Source organism: Streptomyces broussonetiae (assembly GCF_009796285.1).
In the GTDB taxonomy this organism is placed as follows: Bacteria; Actinomycetota; Actinomycetes; order Streptomycetales; family Streptomycetaceae; genus Streptomyces; species Streptomyces broussonetiae.
Map to the genome: position 1 here is coordinate 8,870,679 of NZ_CP047020.1, position 17,713 is coordinate 8,888,391.

The window sequence follows — 17,713 nt, forward strand, 5'->3', positions numbered from 1 at the left end:
TGCCCACAGGAGGCCTCCCGGAGGAGCTTGCGGAGTCCTCGGACCTCTTCAGCCTACGAAAGGCCTCGCCCGTGTGCCGGGTCCACGCCCGCCTGCCGGGTCCACCTCCGTGCGCGGACTCTGACCGTGGGGCAGGACGACCGCCCGGCCGTCGATCCTGCCGTCGTGCAGGCGCTGGTAGGCAACAGGCGCCTCGTCCAGCGAGAAGGTCTCGGTGTGCACCGACACGGCGCCGGCCCGGGCGAGCGCCAGTACCTCCACCAGCTCGGTGCGGCTGCCCCAGTACGGGGAGGACACCGTGACCTCGAACGGCAGCCGCCCGAAGCCGACCGGTACGGCGCCGCCGCCGATGCCGACGACCGAGATCTCGCCCTCGACGGCCACCACGGTCGCGGCGAGGTCCGCCGTGACCTGGGCGCCGACGAAGTCGAACGCCACCTCGGAGCCAAGGCCCCCGGTGAGGTCACGGACCGCCGCGGCAGCCTGCGCGTCGGACGGGACGGTCTCGTGCGCACCGACCTCCCGCGCGAGCCGCAGCTTGTCCGCGCTGACGTCGAGGGCGATCACCCGCGCCGGAGTCAGCGCGCGCAGCAGCTGGATGGCGACATGGCCGAGCCCGCCCGTGCCGATGACCACCGCGCTCGAGCCGGGCACCAGCTTGGGCAGCGCGCGCTTGATCGCGTGGTACGGCGTGAGGCCCGCGTCGGTCAGGGGCACGGCGGCGACGGGGTCGAGGCCGCCCAGCGGCACCAGGTGCCGGACGTCGTCGACCAGCAGGTACTCGGCCATCGAGCCCGGAGCGCCGAGCCCGGGCGGGCGGATGCCGAGTTCCTCCGTGCGCAGGCAGTAGTTCTCCTTGCCCTCGGCGCACTTGACGCAGGTGCCACAGCCCCAGGGGCCGTACACGGCAACCCCGTCGCCCTCGGCGAGTCCGCCGACCCCGGCGCCCAGCGCGGCGACGGTGCCGACGCCCTCGTGGCCGAGGGTGAGCGGGAGGGCGTACCTGAAGTGCTCGGCGGGCTGGCTCATCACCGCGATGTCGGAGTGGCAGGCGCCGGCGGCGGTGACCTTCAGCAGGACCTGGCCCGGGCCGGGCTCGGGATCGGGGACGGTGACCACCTCGGGGGCGGCACCGATGGTGCGGTACTGCAGTGCCTTCATGGTGGGTTCCCTTCGGGGCGGTGTGCGGCGCGGGGATCAGACGGCCGTGTAGGCGCCGTCGACCAGGTGGTAGCCGCCGTGGACGAAGGAGGCGCGGTCGCAGAGCAGGAAGGCGATCAGTTCGGCGACCTCCTCGGGCCGGCCGAGGCGGCCTGCGGGGTGCCGGTCCACCAGGGCCTGGTGCGCGGCCTCGTCCTTCCCGCCGATCAGCGGGGTCTCGATGAAGCCGGGTCCTACGGCGTTGACGCGGATGCCGTGCGCGGCGTACTCGGCGGCGGCCGCCTTGGTCAGCCCGACCACGCCGTGCTTGGCGGCCACGTAGGCGGGGGAGCCGGCAAAGCCCACCGAGCCGAGGATGGAGGCCACGTTGACGATCGCACCGCCGCCCGCGGCCTGCATCACCGGGAGTTCGTGGCGCAGCGAGTAGAAGACGCCGTCGAGGTTGGTGCGTATCACGCGCTGGTAGGACGCGATGTCGTACGCCCCGGTCGGGGCGAGCGGACCTGCGATCCCGGCGTTGTTCACGGCCAGGTGCAGCCCGCCGAAGGTCTGTGCCGTGAACGCCACCGCCGCCTCGACGGATTCGGGCACGGTCACGTCGACGTGGACGGCGGCGGCCGGGGCGCCGTCGGCGGTGAGGTCCGCCGCGGCCTGCTCGGCGCCCTCGGTGTCGAAGTCGGCGATGACCACCCGGGCGCCGCCGGCGGCCAGCCGGCGGGCGGTGGCCAGGCCGATGCCGGAGGCGGCACCGGTGACCAGGGCGGTACGGCCGGCGAACTCGGCGGCGGGATCGGGCAGGGAGGTGGTGTTCATGCTCGGCTCACTTCTCGAGGGCTCAAGGGGGGCTCAAGGGGTCTGGTGGGCGGCTGTGCCTGTGCCTGTGGCTGCGGACGCTGCCTCGGTGGTCAGTGCGTCGTAGGCCCGCCCGACCAGGGCGGAGAGGTCCTCGGCTGCCCCGTCGTGGTCCGCGCTGCCGCGCGCCCACAGGCGCAGGGCGGCGGTGAGGACTCCGGCACCGGCGTCCACGACGACGGCCGGGCGCACGTCCCTGAGGTCGTCGGTGCCGAGCCGGCCGGCGATGATGCGGATCGACTCCTCCTGGGCGTCGACCCGGATGCGCTCGTACGCGGCGAACAGCGCGGGCTCGCTCTCCAGCAGGGCGAGCAGGCGCCGCAGGTCCGGGCGCACATGCCGGGCCGGGTTGGCCGGGTCGGCGAGCCAGCACTCCACGGCCCGGCGGTAGGCCAGCAGCGCGGGCTCCTCGGGCGGCCGTTCGCGCAGCAGCGCGTTGATGTGGTCGACGTCGAGGCGGACGAAGTCCAGCGCGGCGTCCTCCTTGCCGGTGAAGTGCCGGCTGAAGGTGCGGCGCGTGACGTCGGCGCGCTCCGCGATCGCCTCCACGGTCGTCTCCGCAAGACCGCGCTCGAGGATCAGCTCCACCGCGGCCGCCGCCAGCGCGGTACGGGTCCTGAGCGCCCGGCGTCGCCGGCGGTCCTCGGGGGTGCCGGACGGGGGCTCGGGTGGCTGCGTCGCCGTCATGCCTTCGACCGTACACCCACTAATGTCCCAGTGGGACATTAGTTTCGCCGGGGCATCGGGCGGCCCCGCCCGGTGGGTGCCGGGCGGGGCCTGGAGGACGCAGGTGGATCAGCTGACGCCCAGGTCGTCGGCGTACACCGCGCCCTGTCCGTACCAGCCGTGGACGTAGACCGTGACCGTGCCCGAGGCGCCGGTGGTGAACGGCACCGTCAGCTTCGACCACGACGTGGACGAGGCCCAGGTGCTGGCCGTCGCCCCGCCGCTGACGCCGAGGTAGGCGTACGGGCCCTGCACCCAGCCGCTCAGCGTGTAGGAGGTGTTGGGCTTCAGGGTGAGGGCCTGCGTGCACTGGCCCGTCTGTGAGGCGGTGGGCACGGTCTTGAGTGCGTGGGAGCCGCCGTGCACGGGCGAGCTGACGACCGTCGCCCCGCTGTCGCAGGTCCAGGGCGTGAGCGCGCCGCTCTCGAAGTCACCGTTGGCGAGTGCGCTCGTGCCGCCGCCGGAGCCGTTCACGGTCAGGGCGAGCGAGGAGCTGTGCTTGACCGAGCCTGCCGTGCCGGTGACGGTCAGGGTGTAGCTGCCGGGTGCCGTCGAGGCGCTGGCCTGCACGCTGAGGGTGGAGCTGCCGCCCGCGGTGACGGAGGCCGGGCTGAGGGAGGCGGTCACTCCGCTCGGCGCGCCGCTCACGGCCAGGTCCACGCTCTGGGCACTGCCCGAGGTGACCGACGTCTTCACGGTCGCGGTCGTCGAGGCGCCGGGGTCGACCGATGCGGTGGCGGGGGAGAGGGACACGCCGAAGTCGTTGGCGGGCGGAGTCGTCGTACCGCCGGTGAAGGGCTCGAAGGTGTGGCTGAAGTACCAGGTGTCCTGGGCGATGCCGGAGCAGCTGTCGGAGGCGCCGGAGCCGGGGCAGCCGTCGTTGTCGCGCTGGAGGGCCCAGAAGGAGAGGGTGTTGATGCCCTTGGAGACCGCCCATTCGTACACGGTCGTCGCGTCGGCGGTGGTGAAGGTCTCCGCCGGACCGTAGTCGTCCACGCCGGGCATCTCGGTGACGCCGATCGTGTTCCACAGCTGACTGTCCGACAGGTTCGGGTACAGCGAGGCCAGTTGGTCGTGCAGCCCGCTCGCGGCCGTCTCGGTGTCGGTCGCCATGTGGTGGGTGGCGCCGTCGTAGTAGTCGAAGGTCATGATGTTGACCACGTCCACCTTGGCGCCCGCGTTCTTCGCGCTGCGCAGCACGGCGAGCCCGCTGTCGGCGAGCCCGGTCGTCGTGGTCGGCAGGGTGTACGAGAACTGCACCGAGCGGCCGTTGGCGGCGGCCCAGTCCTGGACCTTCTTGATGGCCTGGTTGCGGCGGTCGATGCCGGCCGTGTTCGTCAGGGAGTTGTCCTCGACGTCCATGTCGAGCCGTGAGACGTCGTAGGTGGTGATGATCTTTTCGTAGGCGGCGGCGATGGAGTCCACGTTCGTGCAGCTGTCGGCGATCTCGGTGCCGGCGTTGTCGGCCCCGTAGCCGCCGAGGGACGGGATGACGTCGCCGCCCCGGGAGCGGATCGTGGTGAAGTCGGAGCCGAAGACGGAGGAGTCGACCGGCGTGCTGGTGTTGCCGTTCCAGTACGGGGTGCAGGAACCCTTCTGGTTGGCCTGGAGGAAGGCCATGGTCAGGTACTTGGCGCCGGAGGCCTGGGAGAGTGCGGCGGGGCTGTCGCCGTTGTAGGCCTCGAAGTAGGGTGCGAAGACGTGCGTGGGCAGGGCGGTGGCCGCTTGTGCGGTGCCGGTGGCGCCCAGGGCGAGCCCCGCGGACGCGGCCAGGGTGGCCACGCCGGCGAGCAGGGCGCGTATGGATCTCGGACGTGTCATCGGGTACTCCCGGATAGCGAACGACAGGCGATCGAACGGGATCGAGCAGCCCGGCCGGGCTATTGGTCTAGGCCATGATTGGTCTGGACCAAACACCGGTCAAGGTCTGGGAGCCGCCTTTTGCATGTTCATGAGGGAGTCAACCGCCCGAACATCACTGATATTGACGCTGTGTCATCCCCGCCCGGCCGGGGGGGTGCCTCTATGAAGCTTCTATGTCCCGTCAACCCCCAATTCGGCCGCGGCGGCGTTGTTGAGATGACGGTAGAGGCGTCGGGCGAGGTAGCGCTTGAGGCAGCGGCGGATCTCGCGGTCTGTCTTGCCTTCGGCCCGCCGTCGGTCAACGTAGGCGCGGGTTTGCGGGTGATGCACCATGCGGACCATCGCGATGACGTTCAGAGCTCGGTTGAGACGCCTGTCGCCGCCGCGATTGAGGCGGTGGCGAGTGGTGTTGCCCGAGGAGGCGGGTATGGGGCTCACTCCGGCGAGGGCGGCGAACGCGGCCTCGTCACGGACCCGTCCCGGGTGGGACCAGGCGACCAGGACGGTGGCAGCGGTGACGGGGCCGATCCCTGTTTCCTCGGGGAGGCCGGCCGCAGGGCTGGCGTCAACGAGCTCGCCTATCCGGTTCATGTTGTCCGCGATTTCCGTGTCAAGGGCGAGGATCCTCTTGGCCAGACGGACGGCCTCGGTGCGGGCCGTCGTGGCGGCGAGGTCCTCCTCACGGGGGCGCCAGCGGGCGATTTCGCCGATCTGCCTGGCGCTGAGGGGACGGCGGGCGTCTATGCCGAGGTCGGCGATGCGCACAAGGGCAGTCAAGGCGTTCACGGCCCTGGTCCGCTCGCTGGTGAGCTCGTCCCGGGAGGTGAGGAGGATCTGTGCTGCCGCCCGAACCCCCTCGTCCATTCGTGGAGTGCGCAGCTGTTCTTCGGGGAGCGGAAGCACGGCAGCGGCTATCCGCCGGGCGTCGATCGGGTCGGATTTGCCGATGCCGCGGCGGCCGGCGCGGCCCATTCTGGCGGCTTCAACCACCTGGTAGCCGGCGCGTGCCGTCTGGCGGGCGATCTGGGCTCCGTAACTGCCCGCCCCCTCGATCACCCACAGAGCACCGAGGTCTCCACCAGTGCGACGTCCAGCCCAGTTGATGGCTCGTGCCCTGCCAGCGTGGGTGTTGGGGAATGCCTCCGTGCCCAGGTGCTCACCACTGGAGGCGAGCACGGCGTAAGTGTGCGTTTTGGCGTGGGTGTCGACGCCGATGATGAATGAATGCGCCTGGGCGACAATGGTGTTCACGCGATCAGGGTTCCTCTCCGTGAGGCGGTGGTCCCGGTCGCTGCGGACCGGCGCCGTGCCCGGGAGAGGTCACTTCGAGGCAGAACTGTGACGGGCCACGGCCCTTTGGGGCCGGGCAGGCTTCTTATCAGGCCACCGAGGTGGGCCGGGTCGGCGCCGACCGCCCGCCATAGTCGGACAGTTCATAGGCAAGGCACCCGTGGGGGCCACTTTTGTCACGAGTCACGACTACGACGAGGCGACCGACGTCAACCCTGCCAGCCGGTCCCGGACCAGCCAGATGAAGACTCACAGTCTTTCGTCAAGCGAGGCGTGGGGTTCTGGGTTCGTAGAAGGTGCCGTCGCGGAGCATCGCGAACAGCACGTTGATCCGCTGGCGTGCCAGGCGGAGAAGTGCCTGGGTGTGGGTCTTCCCGCGGGCTCGGCAGCGGTCGTAGTAGGTGCGGGAGGCGGGATCGTGCAGGGCGGCGAATGCGGACAGGAACATCGCGCGTTTGAGCTGCCGGTTGCCGCCTCTGGGCGCGTGTTCGCCGTGGATCGAGGTCCCGGACGACTTCGTCGTCGGTGCGAGGCCGGCGTAGGAGGCCAGGTGGGCGGCGGTGGGGAAGCTGGTGCCGTCGCCGACGGTGACCAGCAAAGTGGCGGCGGTCCTGACCGCGACCCCCGGAATCGAGGTCAGGACCGCGGAAAGAGGGTGAGCCTCCAGCAGTTGCCCGATCTGTGTTTCCAGAGCTCGTCGCTGTTCGTGGACGGCCGCTAGCGAGCGGGCCAGCGACGGGATCACGAGGTCGAGCGTGCCGGTCCCGGGGACGACGACGGTCTGCTCGTCGAGGGCGTCGAAGATCTCGTCGATCAGTCGCTGAGCCATGCGCGGGGCCTTGGGCCGGATGACTTCAACCAGCCTGCGACGACCGGCCTTTCGCAGGGCGGCCGGAGATCCGTAGCGTTCCAGCAGCCAGGTCACGGCCGGGTGGTCCAGACGCGGCCCGAGGACGCGTTCCAGGCTGGGGTGGAACTGGGTGAGCAGGCCGCGTATCCGGTTGGAGGTGCGGGTGGCCTCTGCCGCCAGGTCCTGGTCGAAGCCCACCAGCACGGTCAGCTCGGCGGTGATCTCGTCGGTCAGTTCCAGCGAGCGCAGGGTGTGCGGCATCGTCCTCGCGGCGTCAGCGATCACGGCCGCGTCGCGGGCGTCGGTCTTCGCCTCGCCCGGGTAGAGATCGGCGATCCGCCGCATCGAGAGTCCGGGCAGGTAGGCAACCTTGCAGCCGGCGTCCCGGGCGACCGTCAGAGGCAGGGCTCCGATCGAGGCGGGCTGGTCCACGATCACCAGCACGGTGCCGAACTTCGTGGCCAGCTTGTCGAAGACGGCCCGCAATTTCGGCTCGCTGTTGGGCAGCTGCTTGTCGAAGACCTTCTTCCCGGCCGGGGTCAGCCCGTGCCCGTGATGGGCGCTCTTGCCGACGTCCAGACCGAGAAAGACGCCCACGTCGTCGATGTCGTCCAACTCATCCTCCCGAACGGGGTTCGTGCGGTGCTGGCCAGGGCGTTGGCGTCGTATGCGCGCATCCACGTTATGCAGACCTGCCGCCCGCAAGCGGCCGGGCATTGCACCAGGCCAGGCGGTAGTCGGACCTCTCATCAGCGTCTCCAACGGCGCCTCCCGGGCCCGGTGACACCACCCCCCAGGTCATCTCTTCGACAGGGGGGAACAGTCATGCCGGGCCCGGAGGCCAGCGGTCCCGTTGCGGAACCGCGAAGAAGATAACGGGGGCCTCAGCTGGCCCGAGTGCCGCCGCCGCGCCGGATGCGGCCCAGCAGATCCCGGTGGTAGGCGGCGAGTTGCCCGGCGGGTACGGGCGCCGGACTGCCCGAGAGGGTGTACCAGGTGTCGCCGCCGAAGGGCTGGACGGCGACACGCGCGCTGTGGCCGTCGGACAGCAGGATGGTCGCGACGGTCAGTTCGCCGGTGAGGACGCCGGCTTCGTCGGTCAGCGCTCCACCGGGGCCCGCGGTGACACGGTCGACGTAATTGTTGATGCTGGGCGGGTTGTTCATGGCTCGCAGGTTTCCATCAACCCGGCCCGTGCGGGCGTCGTCGTGCGGGTGTGTCGGCCGGAGTGTGTGTCTGTCTCAGCCGAACAGCGGGAACCGGTCCGCCTCCGGGCCCAGCGTGGCGCGCTCGGTCCCGGTGAGGGGAGCGCGGCCGGTGCCCACGCGCGCGTAGTGTCCACCCGGCAAGCGCGGGCCGGCCGAGCAGACCGTCCAGGGTGGCGCGCACCGCGGCCGGCCCTCGGGCGCCGGCCCCGGGGCGAGCGGCAGTGCGACGGTCAGGTCCAGGTGGTGCACGGTAGCCTCCACCACAAGGGTGGTCAGCAGGTACCCGGCCGTCAGCACATGGCCCTGGGTGGCGACACACCGGTCGGCATCGGTCGCCTCCGCCGCGTGCACGGTCGCCGCCAGGGTCTCCAGACACAGGCCCCGCAGCTGACCGAAGTCCAGGAACATGCTCGCGTTCACCCGCGCCCAGCGGCGGCCGTTCGCCGCCCCGGCGGGGTTCGGCCGCCAGTCCTTCCAATACGTCACCGCGTCGCGGTCCACCGGCTCCGGCGACGGCGTGTGCAGGGCCACCAGGGCGCGCTGGGCATCACCGAGGCAGTGGAAGACGAGATCGCGTACCGCCCAGCCGGTGCAGCCGCTCGGCAGCCACGACTCCTCGTCTCCCAGCCCCTCGACGACCGCCGCCGCGGCCTCGTACGCCGCGCGCAGCACCTGTGCCTCTGTGTGCATACGCCCCCCTGGCAGTCCCCGTCGGTCCGGGCCCAGGGTGTCACACCCGGCTCGACGTGGCCGTGTCCCCCGACAGGCGCTGGGCGACGTAGATCGGGAGCACCGACAGCAGGACGAGCACCGCGGCCACCACGTTGACCACGGGTGCCTGCTGCGGCCGGGTCATGTTGTCGAAGATCCAGATGGGCAGGGTCTCGATCCCCGGTCCCGCGGTGAACGTGGTGACCACGATCTCGTCGAAGGACAGGGCGAAGGCGAGCAGGGCGCCCGCCAGCAGCGCCGAGCGGACCAGCGGGAAGGTGACGTCGGCGAAGGCACGGAAGCTGCTCGCGCCGAGGTCCATGGCCGCCTCCTCGTACGAGGCCGTCGTGCGGCGCAGCCGGGCCACGACGTTGTTGAAGACCACCACGATGCAGAACGTGGCGTGTCCGATGACCACCGTGAACAGTCCGAGACCCACGCCGAGCGGCTGAAGAACCGTGCTGAAGGCCGAGTTGAGGGCGATACCGGTGACGATACCGGGCAGCGCGATCGGCAGGACGACGACGAACGAGACCGTGTCCCGGCCGAAGAAGCGGTGCCGGGCGACGGCGAACGCGATGAGCGTGCCGAGCACGAGCGCGATCGCGGTGGCCCCGAGGCCCGCCTTCACCGAGACCCACAACGCCTGCCGCGCACCGGAGTTGTGCACGGCCACCGACCACCAGTGCCCGGTCAGTCCCGGCGGCGGCCAGCTCGCGCTGCGGTCGGGGCTCAGGGAGTTGACGAGGACGAGCAGCAGCGGCACGTAGATCACCGCGAAACCGAGCCCGGCGCCGACGCGCAGGGCGATGCGCGCGGTGCGGCTGAGATGCATGACGCTTCCTTCCGGCGTGCGATTCCGGGTCCGCTAGAGGCTGTTCAGGGCGCCCGTACGGCGGATCGCGAGCAGGTACAGGACGATCACGACGACGGGGACGGTGCCGAGCGCGGCGGCCATGGGCAGGTTGAGATCGATGTTGGAGTACACGAGGTTGCCGATCAGCTGTGTCTTGCCACCGACGATCTGCACGGTGATGTAGTCCCCGAGGCTGAGCGAGAAGGTGAACACCGAGCCGGCCGCGACCGAGGGCAGCACCGTCGGCAGGACCACCGAGCAGAAGGTCCGCTCGGCCCGCGCCCCGAGGTCGGCCGAGGCGTCCAGCAGACCGGCCGGGAGCTGTGCGAGGGCGGTGTGGATCGGCAGGATCATGTACGGCAGCCACAGATACGTCAGGGTCAGGACCGTGGCGGGCAGACCGAAGCCGGGGCCGCTGAGCCCGAACGGCGCGAGCATCCAGTCGGCGAGGCCGCCCCGGGACAGGATGAGCCGCCAGGCGTACACCTTGACCAGGTAACTCGCCCACAACGGGGTGAGGATGGCCACCACGAGCAACGGCCGCCACCTGGGCTTCGCCACCCGCGCGGTGTAGAAGGCCACGGGGAAGGCGATCACCACGCACAGGGCGGTGACCGCTAGCGCCACGACGACGCTGCGCAGGATCACCTCGCGGAAGACGGGCGTGGTCAGCAGCTCGTGGAAGTTGTCCGTCGACCAGACCTTCACCACCTGCGAGGTGAAGGAGTTCGTCGTCCAGAACGCCGAGACGAACAGCACCGCAAGCGAGCCGAGGTAGAGGACGGCCAGCCACAGCAGCGGCGCGGTGAGCAACAGGGTCAGTCGCAGCCGGGGCCTGCGGTGCAGGCTCCCGGCGAGCCGCCGGACGGTACCCCGGCCGGCGGCGGTCGCCGCGTCGGTCGCCATGACTCAGCCCTTGATCTCGGTCCAGGCCTGCACCCACTGGTCGTACGGCACGCACTTCACGTCCGTGCGGCCGTCGAGGCACTGAGCGATCGGCGTGTTCCAGAAGGCGATCTTCTTCCAGTAGCTCTCGTCGGCGGCGTGGTAGACCGTGCAGAAGCTCTTGTCACTGGTCTCGGCGCAGGCCCTGGAATTGGCCGGGGCCTCGCCGAAGTACTCGGCCACCTGGGCGTTGACCTTGGGCGAGACGATCCAGTTCAGCCATTTGTAGGCGCAGTTGGGGTGCTTGGCCTTGCTGTACACCATCCAGGTGTCGGACCAGCCGGTCGAACCCTCCTTGGGCACGAACGCCTTGACCTTCGCGCCCTCGGAGGCGGCGAGGTTGGCGATGACCTGCCAGGTGGAACCGACCAAGGAGTCGCCGCTCTTGAAGGCGGAGACCTCCTTGAGATAGTCGCTCCAGTACTCGCCGATGTTCTTGTTCTGCTGCTTGAGCAGGGCCACGGCGGCGTCGAACTGCTTCTGGTCGAGCGCATAGGGGTTGGTGATCTTCAACTCGGGCTTGGTGGCCTTGAGATAGAGGGCCGCGTCGGCGATGTAGATCGGCGAGTCGTAGGCGGTGACATGTCCCTTGTACGGCGCGGCGTCGTCGAAGACGGCCGACCAGGAAGTGGGCGCGGGCCTGACCTTCCCGGTGTTGTACATCAGCAGGTTGGCGCCCCGGCCGTGCGGGATGCCGTACATCCGACCCTTCACGGAGTTCCAGGCGCCGTTCTTCAACCCGGGGAAGATGTCCTTGTAGTTGGGGACCAGAGCGGTGTTGACGGGCGCGGCGTCACCGGAGGCGATCAGGCGCAGGGAGGCGTCGCCGGAGGCGGAGACGGCGTCGTACTCGCCGGTCTTCATCAGCTTGACCATCTCGTCCGAGCTGGCGGCGACCTTGGAGTGGACCTGGCAGCCGGTCTGCTTCTCGAAGCCGTGGACCCAGTCGGCCTTGGGGTCGTTGGAGCCGTCCTCGACGTAACCGGCCCAGGCGATCAGGTTCACCTGGCCCTCCGTCGCGCCGAGCTTCGTCGGGGCCTTGAGGGCCGGCGGGTTGAGTCCCGTGGCGGACGAGCCGCCGGAGCCGGAGGAGCCGCACGCGGCGGCGAGCAGCAGCGCGGCGGCCGCGGCGGCGGCCCGGGGGATGCGGTTGAGACGCACGACGTTCTCCATGGGGACGTAGCGGTGGGGGAGAGGTGCGGTGGGGGAGAGGGGTCAGGAGGGCAGCCGTACGGCGTGCCGGCGCTGCCAGGCCAGGCGCACCCGGGTGCCGCGGTAGGCGGCGACGTCCTCGGAGGAGGTCTCCAGGTTCTGCTGGAGCGCGGTGAGCCGGCCGCCGCCGTCGAGATCGACCATGAACCGGGTGGCGTCACCGAGATAGACGACCTCGGCGACGGTGCCGGTGACGGTGGCCTGTTCCGGCTCGTCGGCCTCGGCGGACTCCTTCAGCACACGGATCTTCTCGGGCCGGATGTTGTACAAGCCGGGGGCGCCGACGATCCGGTGGGCGGCCTCCGCGTCGAGCAGGTTCGAGGTGCCGACGAAGGATGCGACGAAGGAGGTCGCCGGGCGTTCGTAGATCTCTGCGGGCGTGCCGACCTGGGCGATGCGGCCCTGGTCGAACACGGCGATGCGGTCGCTCATCGTCAGGGCCTCCTCCTGGTCGTGGGTGACGAAGACGAAGGTGATGCCGACCTCCCGCTGGAGTGCCTTGAGTTCGACCTGCATCTGCTCGCGCAGCTTCAGGTCGAGGGCGCCGAGCGGCTCGTCCAGCAGCAGCACCCGGGGCCGGCCGACGAGCGCGCGGGCGAGCGCGACGCGCTGGCGCTGGCCGCCGGAGAGCTGGGCCGGGCGGCGCTGGCCGTAACCCTCCAGGCGGACCTCGGCGAGGGCCTTGCGGGCGCGGACGAGGCGTTCGGCCTTGGGTACCTTGCGGACCTTCAGCCCGTAGGCGACGTTCTGTTCCACCGTCATGTGCGGGAAGAGCGCGTAGTCCTGGAACACGGTGTGCACGTCCCGCTCGAACGGGGCGAGGCCGGTGACCTCCTGTCCGGCGAGTTCGATCCGGCCCCGGTCCGGTGTCTCGAACCCGGCGACGAGCCTGAGGACGGTCGTCTTGCCGGACCCGGACGGGCCGAGCATCGAGAAGAACTCGCCGTCCCGTATCTCCAGGTCGACCCCGTCCACAGCGGTCGTCTCACCGAACGACTTCCGCAGGTCCTGAAGCCGGATCGCCATTCCCTCCATACGGGAACCTTTCTGGCTCGCTGTACGTTGCCGTAAACATATGAAGTCATAGTTCATAGCTCAAGAGCCCGTTGAGGTAAAGCTTGAGTCGGCACACGAGGTGGTGGCCGTGAAGCAGGTCGAGATCGAGGACGCCGCCCGCAAGGCCGTGTTCAGCCCGGTGGACAGCCGGGCCCGGGTGGACGCGGTCGTGCGCCGCATTGGTGACGCGATAGAGCTGGGCCTCTTCGCCGACGGCGAGCAACTGCCCGGCGAGAGCGAACTGGCCGGTCAGCTGGGCGTCTCCACGGTCACCCTGCGCGAGGCGCTCATGGCTCTGCGGCAGCAGGGCCTGGTCACCACCCGCCGCGGCCGGGGCGGCGGCAGCTTCGTCTCCCTGCCCGAAGTGCCCGCCGACGACCGCCTCAAGGCGCGGCTGCACGGCTGGAGCACCGAGGGGCTGCGCGACCTCGGCGACCACTGGGCCGCTCTGTCCGGCGCCGCCGCCCGGCTCGCCGCCCAGCGCACCGAACCCGAGGACCTTCGCCAACTGCGCCGAACTGCACAGGAGTTGACACATGCCGAGGACGCGGCGACCCGCGGCAGGCTGTACGGCCGCTTCCACGTCGAACTCGCGGCGGCGGCCCAGTCCGCCCGGCTCACCCGCGAACAAGTCTGCCTGCAGAGCGAGATCGGTGCGCTGCTCTGCCTCGTCCTGTCCGGCGACGCATATGGTGAAGAAGTTGCGGACCGTCATCGCGCCGTGATCTCCGCCGTGCAGGATGGGGCGCACGAAACGGCCGGCACGCTGGCCGAGCGGTGCGTCAGGGAGTCGACGGCGCGGCTAGTCGCCGTACGCCTCACCCTCTGACCGCGCCGCGTCCGGTTCCCGTCCGCTGGAGGACACCATGGGCTGGAGTCCCGCGCTCGCCACCCTGGACACGGATCCGCAGACCTGGGTGGCCGCACAGGTGGGCGGTGCGCTCGAGGCCGTCTTCGAGACGGTCACCGCCGTCCGCGCCGAGACGGCGGCACTGCTCCACCGGGTCGCCGCGCAGGACCGGCGTCCCGCCAGTGCCGACCTCGCCGCCCTGCGCCCCGCACTGCACCGGCACCTGACCCACGAGGACCTCGTCTCCGGCGCCGGCTTCGTCGCCGCCCCCGGCCTGCTCGCCGACGTACCCGGGTGGCTGGAGTGGTGGCAGTCGGGCGCCGACGGCGACGTGCGTCCGCTGCTGCTCGACCTCGACCCCGGACAGTCGGCGTATGCCGACTACACGCACTGGGACTGGTTTGCACTGCCCCGCGACACCGGTCGCCGGGCCGTGGCCGGACCCTACGTCGACTACCTCTGCTCCGACGAGTACAGCCTCACGCTGTCCGAACCCGTCCGGATCCGGGGCCGGTTCGCCGGAGTGGCCGCCGCCGACGTGTATCTGCGGCACTTCGAGGCGGCTGTCCTGCCGCTGCTGCGGCGCCTGGAGCGACCGGCCCATCTGGTGAACGCGCGCGGCCGGGTCGCCGCCTCCGCCGACCCTGCCCACCTGGCCGGTTCCCTCACCAAGGGCCCGGACTTGGGTGCACTGCTCAGCGCGGCGCGGCCCGGCACGCACGACGGCATGCGCCTGGTGCCGTGCGGGGGCGTGCCCCTGGTGCTGGTTCTGGCCTGAGGCTGCCTCACGCGGCGGCGGTCATCGCATCCGTTCGGACTTCGCCGCCCGTGCCCGCAACGTGTACCGCGAAGCCCCGCCGCATGCACAACTGATCCAACAGCGGCCGGATGCACGCCGTACGCCTCCCACGCCGCCGTCAGGCCCCGGGTGCCGCCTGCGGGGGACGGCCCGGCAGTGGCCGGACCGTGAGGGTCTGCTGGGCCTGGCCGACCGGGCCGTGCAGGTCGTGCAGGACGCTGCTGGTCAGGCCCTGGCCGGTCGGGCCGAAGACGACCGTGGTGTCCAACCCGACCCAGCGGCCCTCCGGTTGGCGGTGGAGGTGGATCGTCAGGTCGACGTTGGGGAACATCCACTCGGTCGGCGAGCGCCGTACCGCGATGCCGTTCGCGGTGTCGATCAGGGCGACGTAGGACGCGAGAGGGGTGCTCGGTTCGCCGGCGACGAGATCGAGGTGCGTGGAGATCCAGGCCGTGGCGCGGCCCGGCTCCGCGGGAGCGAGCGGCCGGAAGTCGACGGACGCGCAGTGTCCGCCGGGCCAGACTGAGCCCAGCGACCGCGCGGCGATCGCGTCCGGCGGCGGGGCGAGACGGGTGTCACCGCCGCCGGCCACGGCGCGGGTGTCCCCCTCGGCCAGCAGCCAGGCGCGCGCCCGCACGGCCGTCCGTCCCGCGATGTCCACGACCGCTTCGAGGAGTTCGATGGTGCGGCCGGGCCGGATCGACTCCACCCGGATCTCGCACTCGTCCAGCGCGAGCCGCCCCAGGATGTCGAAGCTGATCCGGGAGACCAGCAGTCCGCCCTGCCGCGGCCGCTCGGCGAGATACCCGTCGATCGCGTGGACGACAAGACCGGCGAGCGGGCTGAAGTGCATCTCGTCGGTGTCCCACGCGCCGCTCGCGTGCGCCGTGGGCTTGTAGTGGTGCGGGTCGATGCGTTCGAAGTAGCTCGCGGACAACGGGTGACTCTCCTCGGGGTGTCCATGATCACGGGGCGTCGAGCAGGTACGTGCACGGTACATCCTGCTCGCGGCGCGCTCACGGGCCGGACTTGATCGCCTTCATGGTCAGATGGGAGTCGATGCGCAGGACACAGGGCTGTGCGCTGAGCTTGTCCACCAGGAAGGCCTCGTACGCGGCGTGGTCGGCGACGGCGACGCGGACGAAATAGTCCGGGCGGCCGTACATCCGGCGGAACTCGACGACCTCCTCGTATCCGGCCACGATGTCCTCGAACTCCAGGAACGTCGTGCGGTCGTTGGCGCTGACCTCGATGTCGATCAGCACCTCCAGCCCGCGGCTGAGCGCCTCGGGGTCCACCACCGCCCGGTATCCCGTGATGACACCGGCCTCCTCCAGCCGTTTGACCCGGCGCAGGCAGGGCGGCGGGGTCAGCCCCACCCGCTGGGCCAGCTCGACGTTGGTCAGCCGCCCGTCCTGGCGCAGGTGAAACAGAATGTCCCGATCGATGGCATCAAGGCTCGCTTCATTGCGCATGAGGGCATCGTACGGACATTTTTGGCAACCATATGGCGCACAGTCTGTCCTAAAATGTCTCCATGTGTATATCTCCTGCCGTCGGCCGGGACGCGTCCCTGTCCATGGCCGTCCCGCCGGCGCGGACCCCCTCCGAGGCGCGGGCCGCGCTGCGGGACTCCGCCTCCGTCGGACTGGGGTTCGTCCCGCTCGGAGTCGCCTTCGGTGTCCTCGTCGCCCACTCCGGGGTCGACTGGTGGTGGGCGAGCCTGTCCAGCGCGCTGGTCTACGGCGGGTCCTTCGAGTTCCTGCTCATCGGCCTGGTCACCGCAGCCGTACCGCTGGCCTCGGTCGCCGTCTCCGCGTTCCTGGTGAACGTGCGGCACGTCTTCTATGCCCTGTCCTTCCCGCTGGACCGGGTGCGGAGCCGGCTCGGCAAGGCGTACGGCACCTTCGCGCTGTGCGACGAGGCCTACGCGCTGACCGCGGGCGAGCAGGCCCGCGCCTGGTCCGGCCGCCGGATCCTCTGGCTCCAGCTCTTCCTGCACCTGTACTGGGCCGGCGGTGCCACGGCCGGGGCGCTGCTCGGGTCCCTCGTCCCCGATCGTGTCCAGGGCCTGGACTTCGCCCTCACCGCGCTGTTCACCGTGCTGGCGCTGGAGGCCGTCCGGGACCGGCGGCGCGATCTGCCGACGCCGGCGCTGGCTCTGCTCAGCGCGCTCGCCGCCCGGCTGCTCTTCCCGGGCGGCCTGCTGATCGCCGCCTTCGCCCTGTTCACCGCCGGGCTCCTCGTCCGGCACCTGACCGCCAAGGACCGCCCGCGCCATGCCTGACACGCCGTACCTCGTCGCCGCGGTCCTCGTCTCCGCCGCCGTCACCTGGGCCCTGCGCGCCCTGCCCTTCGCCGTGCTCGGCCGGCTGCGTGCGAGCCGCACCATGGGGTATCTCCAGTCCCGGATGCCCGCCGGGATCATGGTGATCCTGGTCGTGTACTGCCTGCGCGACCTGCCGGTCACCCGCACCGCCGTACTGGCTCCGCTCGCGGCGCTCGCCGTCACCGTCGGCGTGCACCTGTGGCGACGCAACGCGCCGCTGAGCATCCTGGCCGGCACCGCGGTCGACATCGCGCTGGCCAGCACGGTCTTCGCGCACTGACACACGTCGACCCGGGTCCGGCCTCGTCGGCGGTACCCGGGTCGGACGGGGCGGGCTCAGGCGGCCAGGCGCTCCACGAGCTGTCCGGCCTTCGTGGCGGCCTGCTCCAGGGCGCGGTCGCGGGAGGCCTCGTACAGCGGCACCAGCTCGGCCATCGCCGGGTTCTGCGGGGCCATCGTCAGCTCCGGGACGATGAAGTCGACGTCCAGGCCGAGGCCGGTGCCGAGGACGGCGCCGAGGTAGTTGCGCACGTACTCGAAGTCCTCGCGCGGGGTGCCCGGCTCGTACGAGCCGCCGCGGCTCGCGACGACGGTCACCGGGGTGCCCTTGGCGGACTGGGTCTCGCCCGCGGTGCGGCCCATCAGGACCACGTTGTCCAGCCAGGCCTTGAGGGTCGAGGGAACCGTGAAGTTGTACATCGGCGCGCCGATCAGCACCGCGTCCGCCTGCTCCAGCTCCTCGATCAGCCGGACGCGCTCGGCGAAGGCCGAGGCCTGCTCGGGCGTGTGGGCGGCGGGGTCCACGAAACCGGCGGTGTGCGAGGCGGCGGTGATGTGCGGGACGGGCTCGGCGTTCAGGTCGCGGTAGACGACCGTGCCCTCGGGGTGCTGCTCCTCCCAGTGCTTGCGGAAGGCCGCGGTCACGGCCCGCGAGGCCGAGGCCTCGGCCGGGAACAAGGACGAGTCGATGTGCAGCAGGGTGGCCATGGGGGACTCCAGGAATCG

The 17,713-nt window shown here is 70.9% G+C and carries 18 protein-coding genes and 1 pseudogene; 4 read left to right on the top strand and 15 right to left on the bottom strand.

The features are described from left to right. Positions 1-123 precede the first annotated feature (123 nt). The 12 genes and pseudogenes from GQF42_RS40345 to GQF42_RS40400 all read right to left on the bottom strand — a co-directional run. Positions 124-1,161 (bottom strand): annotated as a pseudogene (locus GQF42_RS40345) (NAD(P)-dependent alcohol dehydrogenase); the annotation flags it as partial. 36 nt (positions 1,162-1,197) lie between these two features. After that, entirely contained in the window at positions 1,198-1,974 is a 777-nt protein-coding gene (locus GQF42_RS40350; protein WP_158928337.1) for an SDR family NAD(P)-dependent oxidoreductase, read from the bottom strand. A gap of 33 nt (positions 1,975-2,007) precedes the next feature. Continuing rightward, positions 2,008-2,700, bottom strand: coding sequence for a TetR/AcrR family transcriptional regulator (locus tag GQF42_RS40355; protein ID WP_158928339.1), 693 nt, complete (start codon positions 2,698-2,700; stop codon positions 2,008-2,010). A gap of 108 nt (positions 2,701-2,808) precedes the next feature. Further along, positions 2,809-4,560, bottom strand: coding sequence for a carbohydrate binding domain-containing protein (locus tag GQF42_RS40360; protein WP_158928341.1), 1,752 nt, complete (start codon positions 4,558-4,560; stop codon positions 2,809-2,811). Between the two features lie 213 nt (positions 4,561-4,773). After that, positions 4,774-5,853: an IS110 family RNA-guided transposase gene (locus GQF42_RS40365; protein WP_158918164.1), complete on the bottom strand. Its 1,080-nt coding sequence runs from the start codon at positions 5,851-5,853 to the stop codon at positions 4,774-4,776. A 301-nt stretch (positions 5,854-6,154) separates the two neighbouring features. Further along, on the bottom strand, positions 6,155-7,357 hold the full coding sequence (locus GQF42_RS40370) for an IS110 family RNA-guided transposase (RefSeq protein ID WP_158928343.1): 1,203 nt from the start codon (positions 7,355-7,357) through the stop codon (positions 6,155-6,157). A 269-nt stretch (positions 7,358-7,626) separates the two neighbouring features. Next, on the bottom strand, positions 7,627-7,908 hold the full coding sequence (locus GQF42_RS40375) for a hypothetical protein (RefSeq protein ID WP_158928346.1): 282 nt from the start codon (positions 7,906-7,908) through the stop codon (positions 7,627-7,629). A 75-nt stretch (positions 7,909-7,983) separates the two neighbouring features. Beyond that, positions 7,984-8,640 (bottom strand): maleylpyruvate isomerase N-terminal domain-containing protein, encoded by a 657-nt coding sequence (locus GQF42_RS40380; protein ID WP_158928348.1) that lies wholly within the window; start codon positions 8,638-8,640, stop codon positions 7,984-7,986. A 40-nt stretch (positions 8,641-8,680) separates the two neighbouring features. Further along, a complete protein-coding gene (locus GQF42_RS40385) occupies positions 8,681-9,496 on the bottom strand; it encodes an ABC transporter permease (protein WP_158928350.1) in 816 nt (271 codons plus the stop codon). 33 nt (positions 9,497-9,529) lie between these two features. Next, positions 9,530-10,423, bottom strand: coding sequence for an ABC transporter permease (locus GQF42_RS40390; protein WP_158928352.1), 894 nt, complete (start codon positions 10,421-10,423; stop codon positions 9,530-9,532). Positions 10,424-10,426: 3 nt separating this feature from the next. After that, positions 10,427-11,635, bottom strand: a complete 1,209-nt coding sequence (locus tag GQF42_RS40395) for an ABC transporter substrate-binding protein (protein ID WP_199272968.1) — start codon at positions 11,633-11,635, stop codon at positions 10,427-10,429. Between the two features lie 42 nt (positions 11,636-11,677). Next, complete coding sequence (locus tag GQF42_RS40400; RefSeq protein WP_158928356.1) at positions 11,678-12,709, bottom strand: ABC transporter ATP-binding protein; 1,032 nt, start codon at positions 12,707-12,709, stop codon at positions 11,678-11,680. A gap of 109 nt (positions 12,710-12,818) precedes the next feature. Here GQF42_RS40400 and GQF42_RS40405 point away from each other — a divergent pair, with 109 nt between their 5' ends. Together GQF42_RS40405 and GQF42_RS40410 are read left to right on the top strand one after the other, a co-directional pair. After that, on the top strand, positions 12,819-13,559 hold the full coding sequence (locus tag GQF42_RS40405; RefSeq protein WP_158928358.1) for a FadR/GntR family transcriptional regulator: 741 nt from the start codon (positions 12,819-12,821) through the stop codon (positions 13,557-13,559). Between the two features lie 37 nt (positions 13,560-13,596). After that, on the top strand, positions 13,597-14,358 hold the full coding sequence (locus GQF42_RS40410) for a cache domain-containing protein (RefSeq protein WP_158928360.1): 762 nt from the start codon (positions 13,597-13,599) through the stop codon (positions 14,356-14,358). A 139-nt stretch (positions 14,359-14,497) separates the two neighbouring features. On the opposite strand, the gene GQF42_RS40415 is transcribed toward GQF42_RS40410, so the two are convergent. Then, a complete protein-coding gene (locus tag GQF42_RS40415) occupies positions 14,498-15,379 on the bottom strand; it encodes a thioesterase family protein (RefSeq protein WP_158928362.1) in 882 nt (293 codons plus the stop codon). 16 nt (positions 15,380-15,395) lie between these two features. Continuing rightward, positions 15,396-15,854 carry an Lrp/AsnC family transcriptional regulator gene (locus GQF42_RS40420; RefSeq protein WP_158928365.1) on the bottom strand — a complete coding sequence of 153 codons (459 nt, stop codon included), beginning with the start codon at positions 15,852-15,854 and terminating at the stop codon, positions 15,396-15,398. Between the two features lie 62 nt (positions 15,855-15,916). Between GQF42_RS40420 and GQF42_RS40425 the strand changes: the two genes are divergently transcribed. Then, the gene (locus tag GQF42_RS40425; protein WP_158928367.1) at positions 15,917-16,666 is read left to right on the top strand and encodes an AzlC family ABC transporter permease; all 750 of its coding nucleotides are present in this window, start codon (positions 15,917-15,919) and stop codon (positions 16,664-16,666) included. Further along, a complete protein-coding gene (locus tag GQF42_RS40430; protein WP_158928369.1) occupies positions 16,659-16,988 on the top strand; it encodes a branched-chain amino acid transporter permease in 330 nt (109 codons plus the stop codon). Before GQF42_RS40425 ends, GQF42_RS40430 begins: the two co-directional genes overlap by 8 nt. A 56-nt stretch (positions 16,989-17,044) precedes the next feature. Here the strand turns inward: GQF42_RS40430 and GQF42_RS40435 are convergent, their stop codons facing one another. Further along, the gene (locus GQF42_RS40435; protein WP_158928371.1) at positions 17,045-17,695 is read right to left on the bottom strand and encodes an FMN-dependent NADH-azoreductase; all 651 of its coding nucleotides are present in this window, start codon (positions 17,693-17,695) and stop codon (positions 17,045-17,047) included. Between the last annotated feature and the right edge of the window lie 18 nt (positions 17,696-17,713).

Bases quoted from the DNA above. Each gene is read 5' to 3' on its own strand.
- GQF42_RS40350 (WP_158928337.1), bottom strand. From the start codon at position 1,974: ATGAACACCACCTCCCTGCCCGATCCCGCCGCCGAGTTCGCCGGCCGT.
- GQF42_RS40355 (WP_158928339.1), bottom strand. From the start codon at position 2,700: ATGACGGCGACGCAGCCACCCGAGCCCCCGTCCGGCACCCCCGAGGAC.
- GQF42_RS40360 (WP_158928341.1), bottom strand. From the start codon at position 4,560: ATGACACGTCCGAGATCCATACGCGCCCTGCTCGCCGGCGTGGCCACC.
- GQF42_RS40375 (WP_158928346.1), bottom strand. From the start codon at position 7,908: ATGAACAACCCGCCCAGCATCAACAATTACGTCGACCGTGTCACCGCG.
- GQF42_RS40380 (WP_158928348.1), bottom strand. From the start codon at position 8,640: ATGCACACAGAGGCACAGGTGCTGCGCGCGGCGTACGAGGCCGCGGCG.
- GQF42_RS40385 (WP_158928350.1), bottom strand. From the start codon at position 9,496: ATGCATCTCAGCCGCACCGCGCGCATCGCCCTGCGCGTCGGCGCCGGG.
- GQF42_RS40390 (WP_158928352.1), bottom strand. From the start codon at position 10,423: ATGGCGACCGACGCGGCGACCGCCGCCGGCCGGGGTACCGTCCGGCGG.
- GQF42_RS40395 (WP_199272968.1), bottom strand. From the start codon at position 11,635: ATGGAGAACGTCGTGCGTCTCAACCGCATCCCCCGGGCCGCCGCCGCG.
- GQF42_RS40400 (WP_158928356.1), bottom strand. From the start codon at position 12,709: ATGGAGGGAATGGCGATCCGGCTTCAGGACCTGCGGAAGTCGTTCGGT.
- GQF42_RS40410 (WP_158928360.1), top strand. From the start codon at position 13,597: ATGGGCTGGAGTCCCGCGCTCGCCACCCTGGACACGGATCCGCAGACC.
- GQF42_RS40415 (WP_158928362.1), bottom strand. From the start codon at position 15,379: ATGTACCGTGCACGTACCTGCTCGACGCCCCGTGATCATGGACACCCC.
- GQF42_RS40420 (WP_158928365.1), bottom strand. From the start codon at position 15,854: ATGCGCAATGAAGCGAGCCTTGATGCCATCGATCGGGACATTCTGTTT.
- GQF42_RS40425 (WP_158928367.1), top strand. From the start codon at position 15,917: ATGTGTATATCTCCTGCCGTCGGCCGGGACGCGTCCCTGTCCATGGCC.
- GQF42_RS40430 (WP_158928369.1), top strand. From the start codon at position 16,659: ATGCCTGACACGCCGTACCTCGTCGCCGCGGTCCTCGTCTCCGCCGCC.
- GQF42_RS40435 (WP_158928371.1), bottom strand. From the start codon at position 17,695: ATGGCCACCCTGCTGCACATCGACTCGTCCTTGTTCCCGGCCGAGGCC.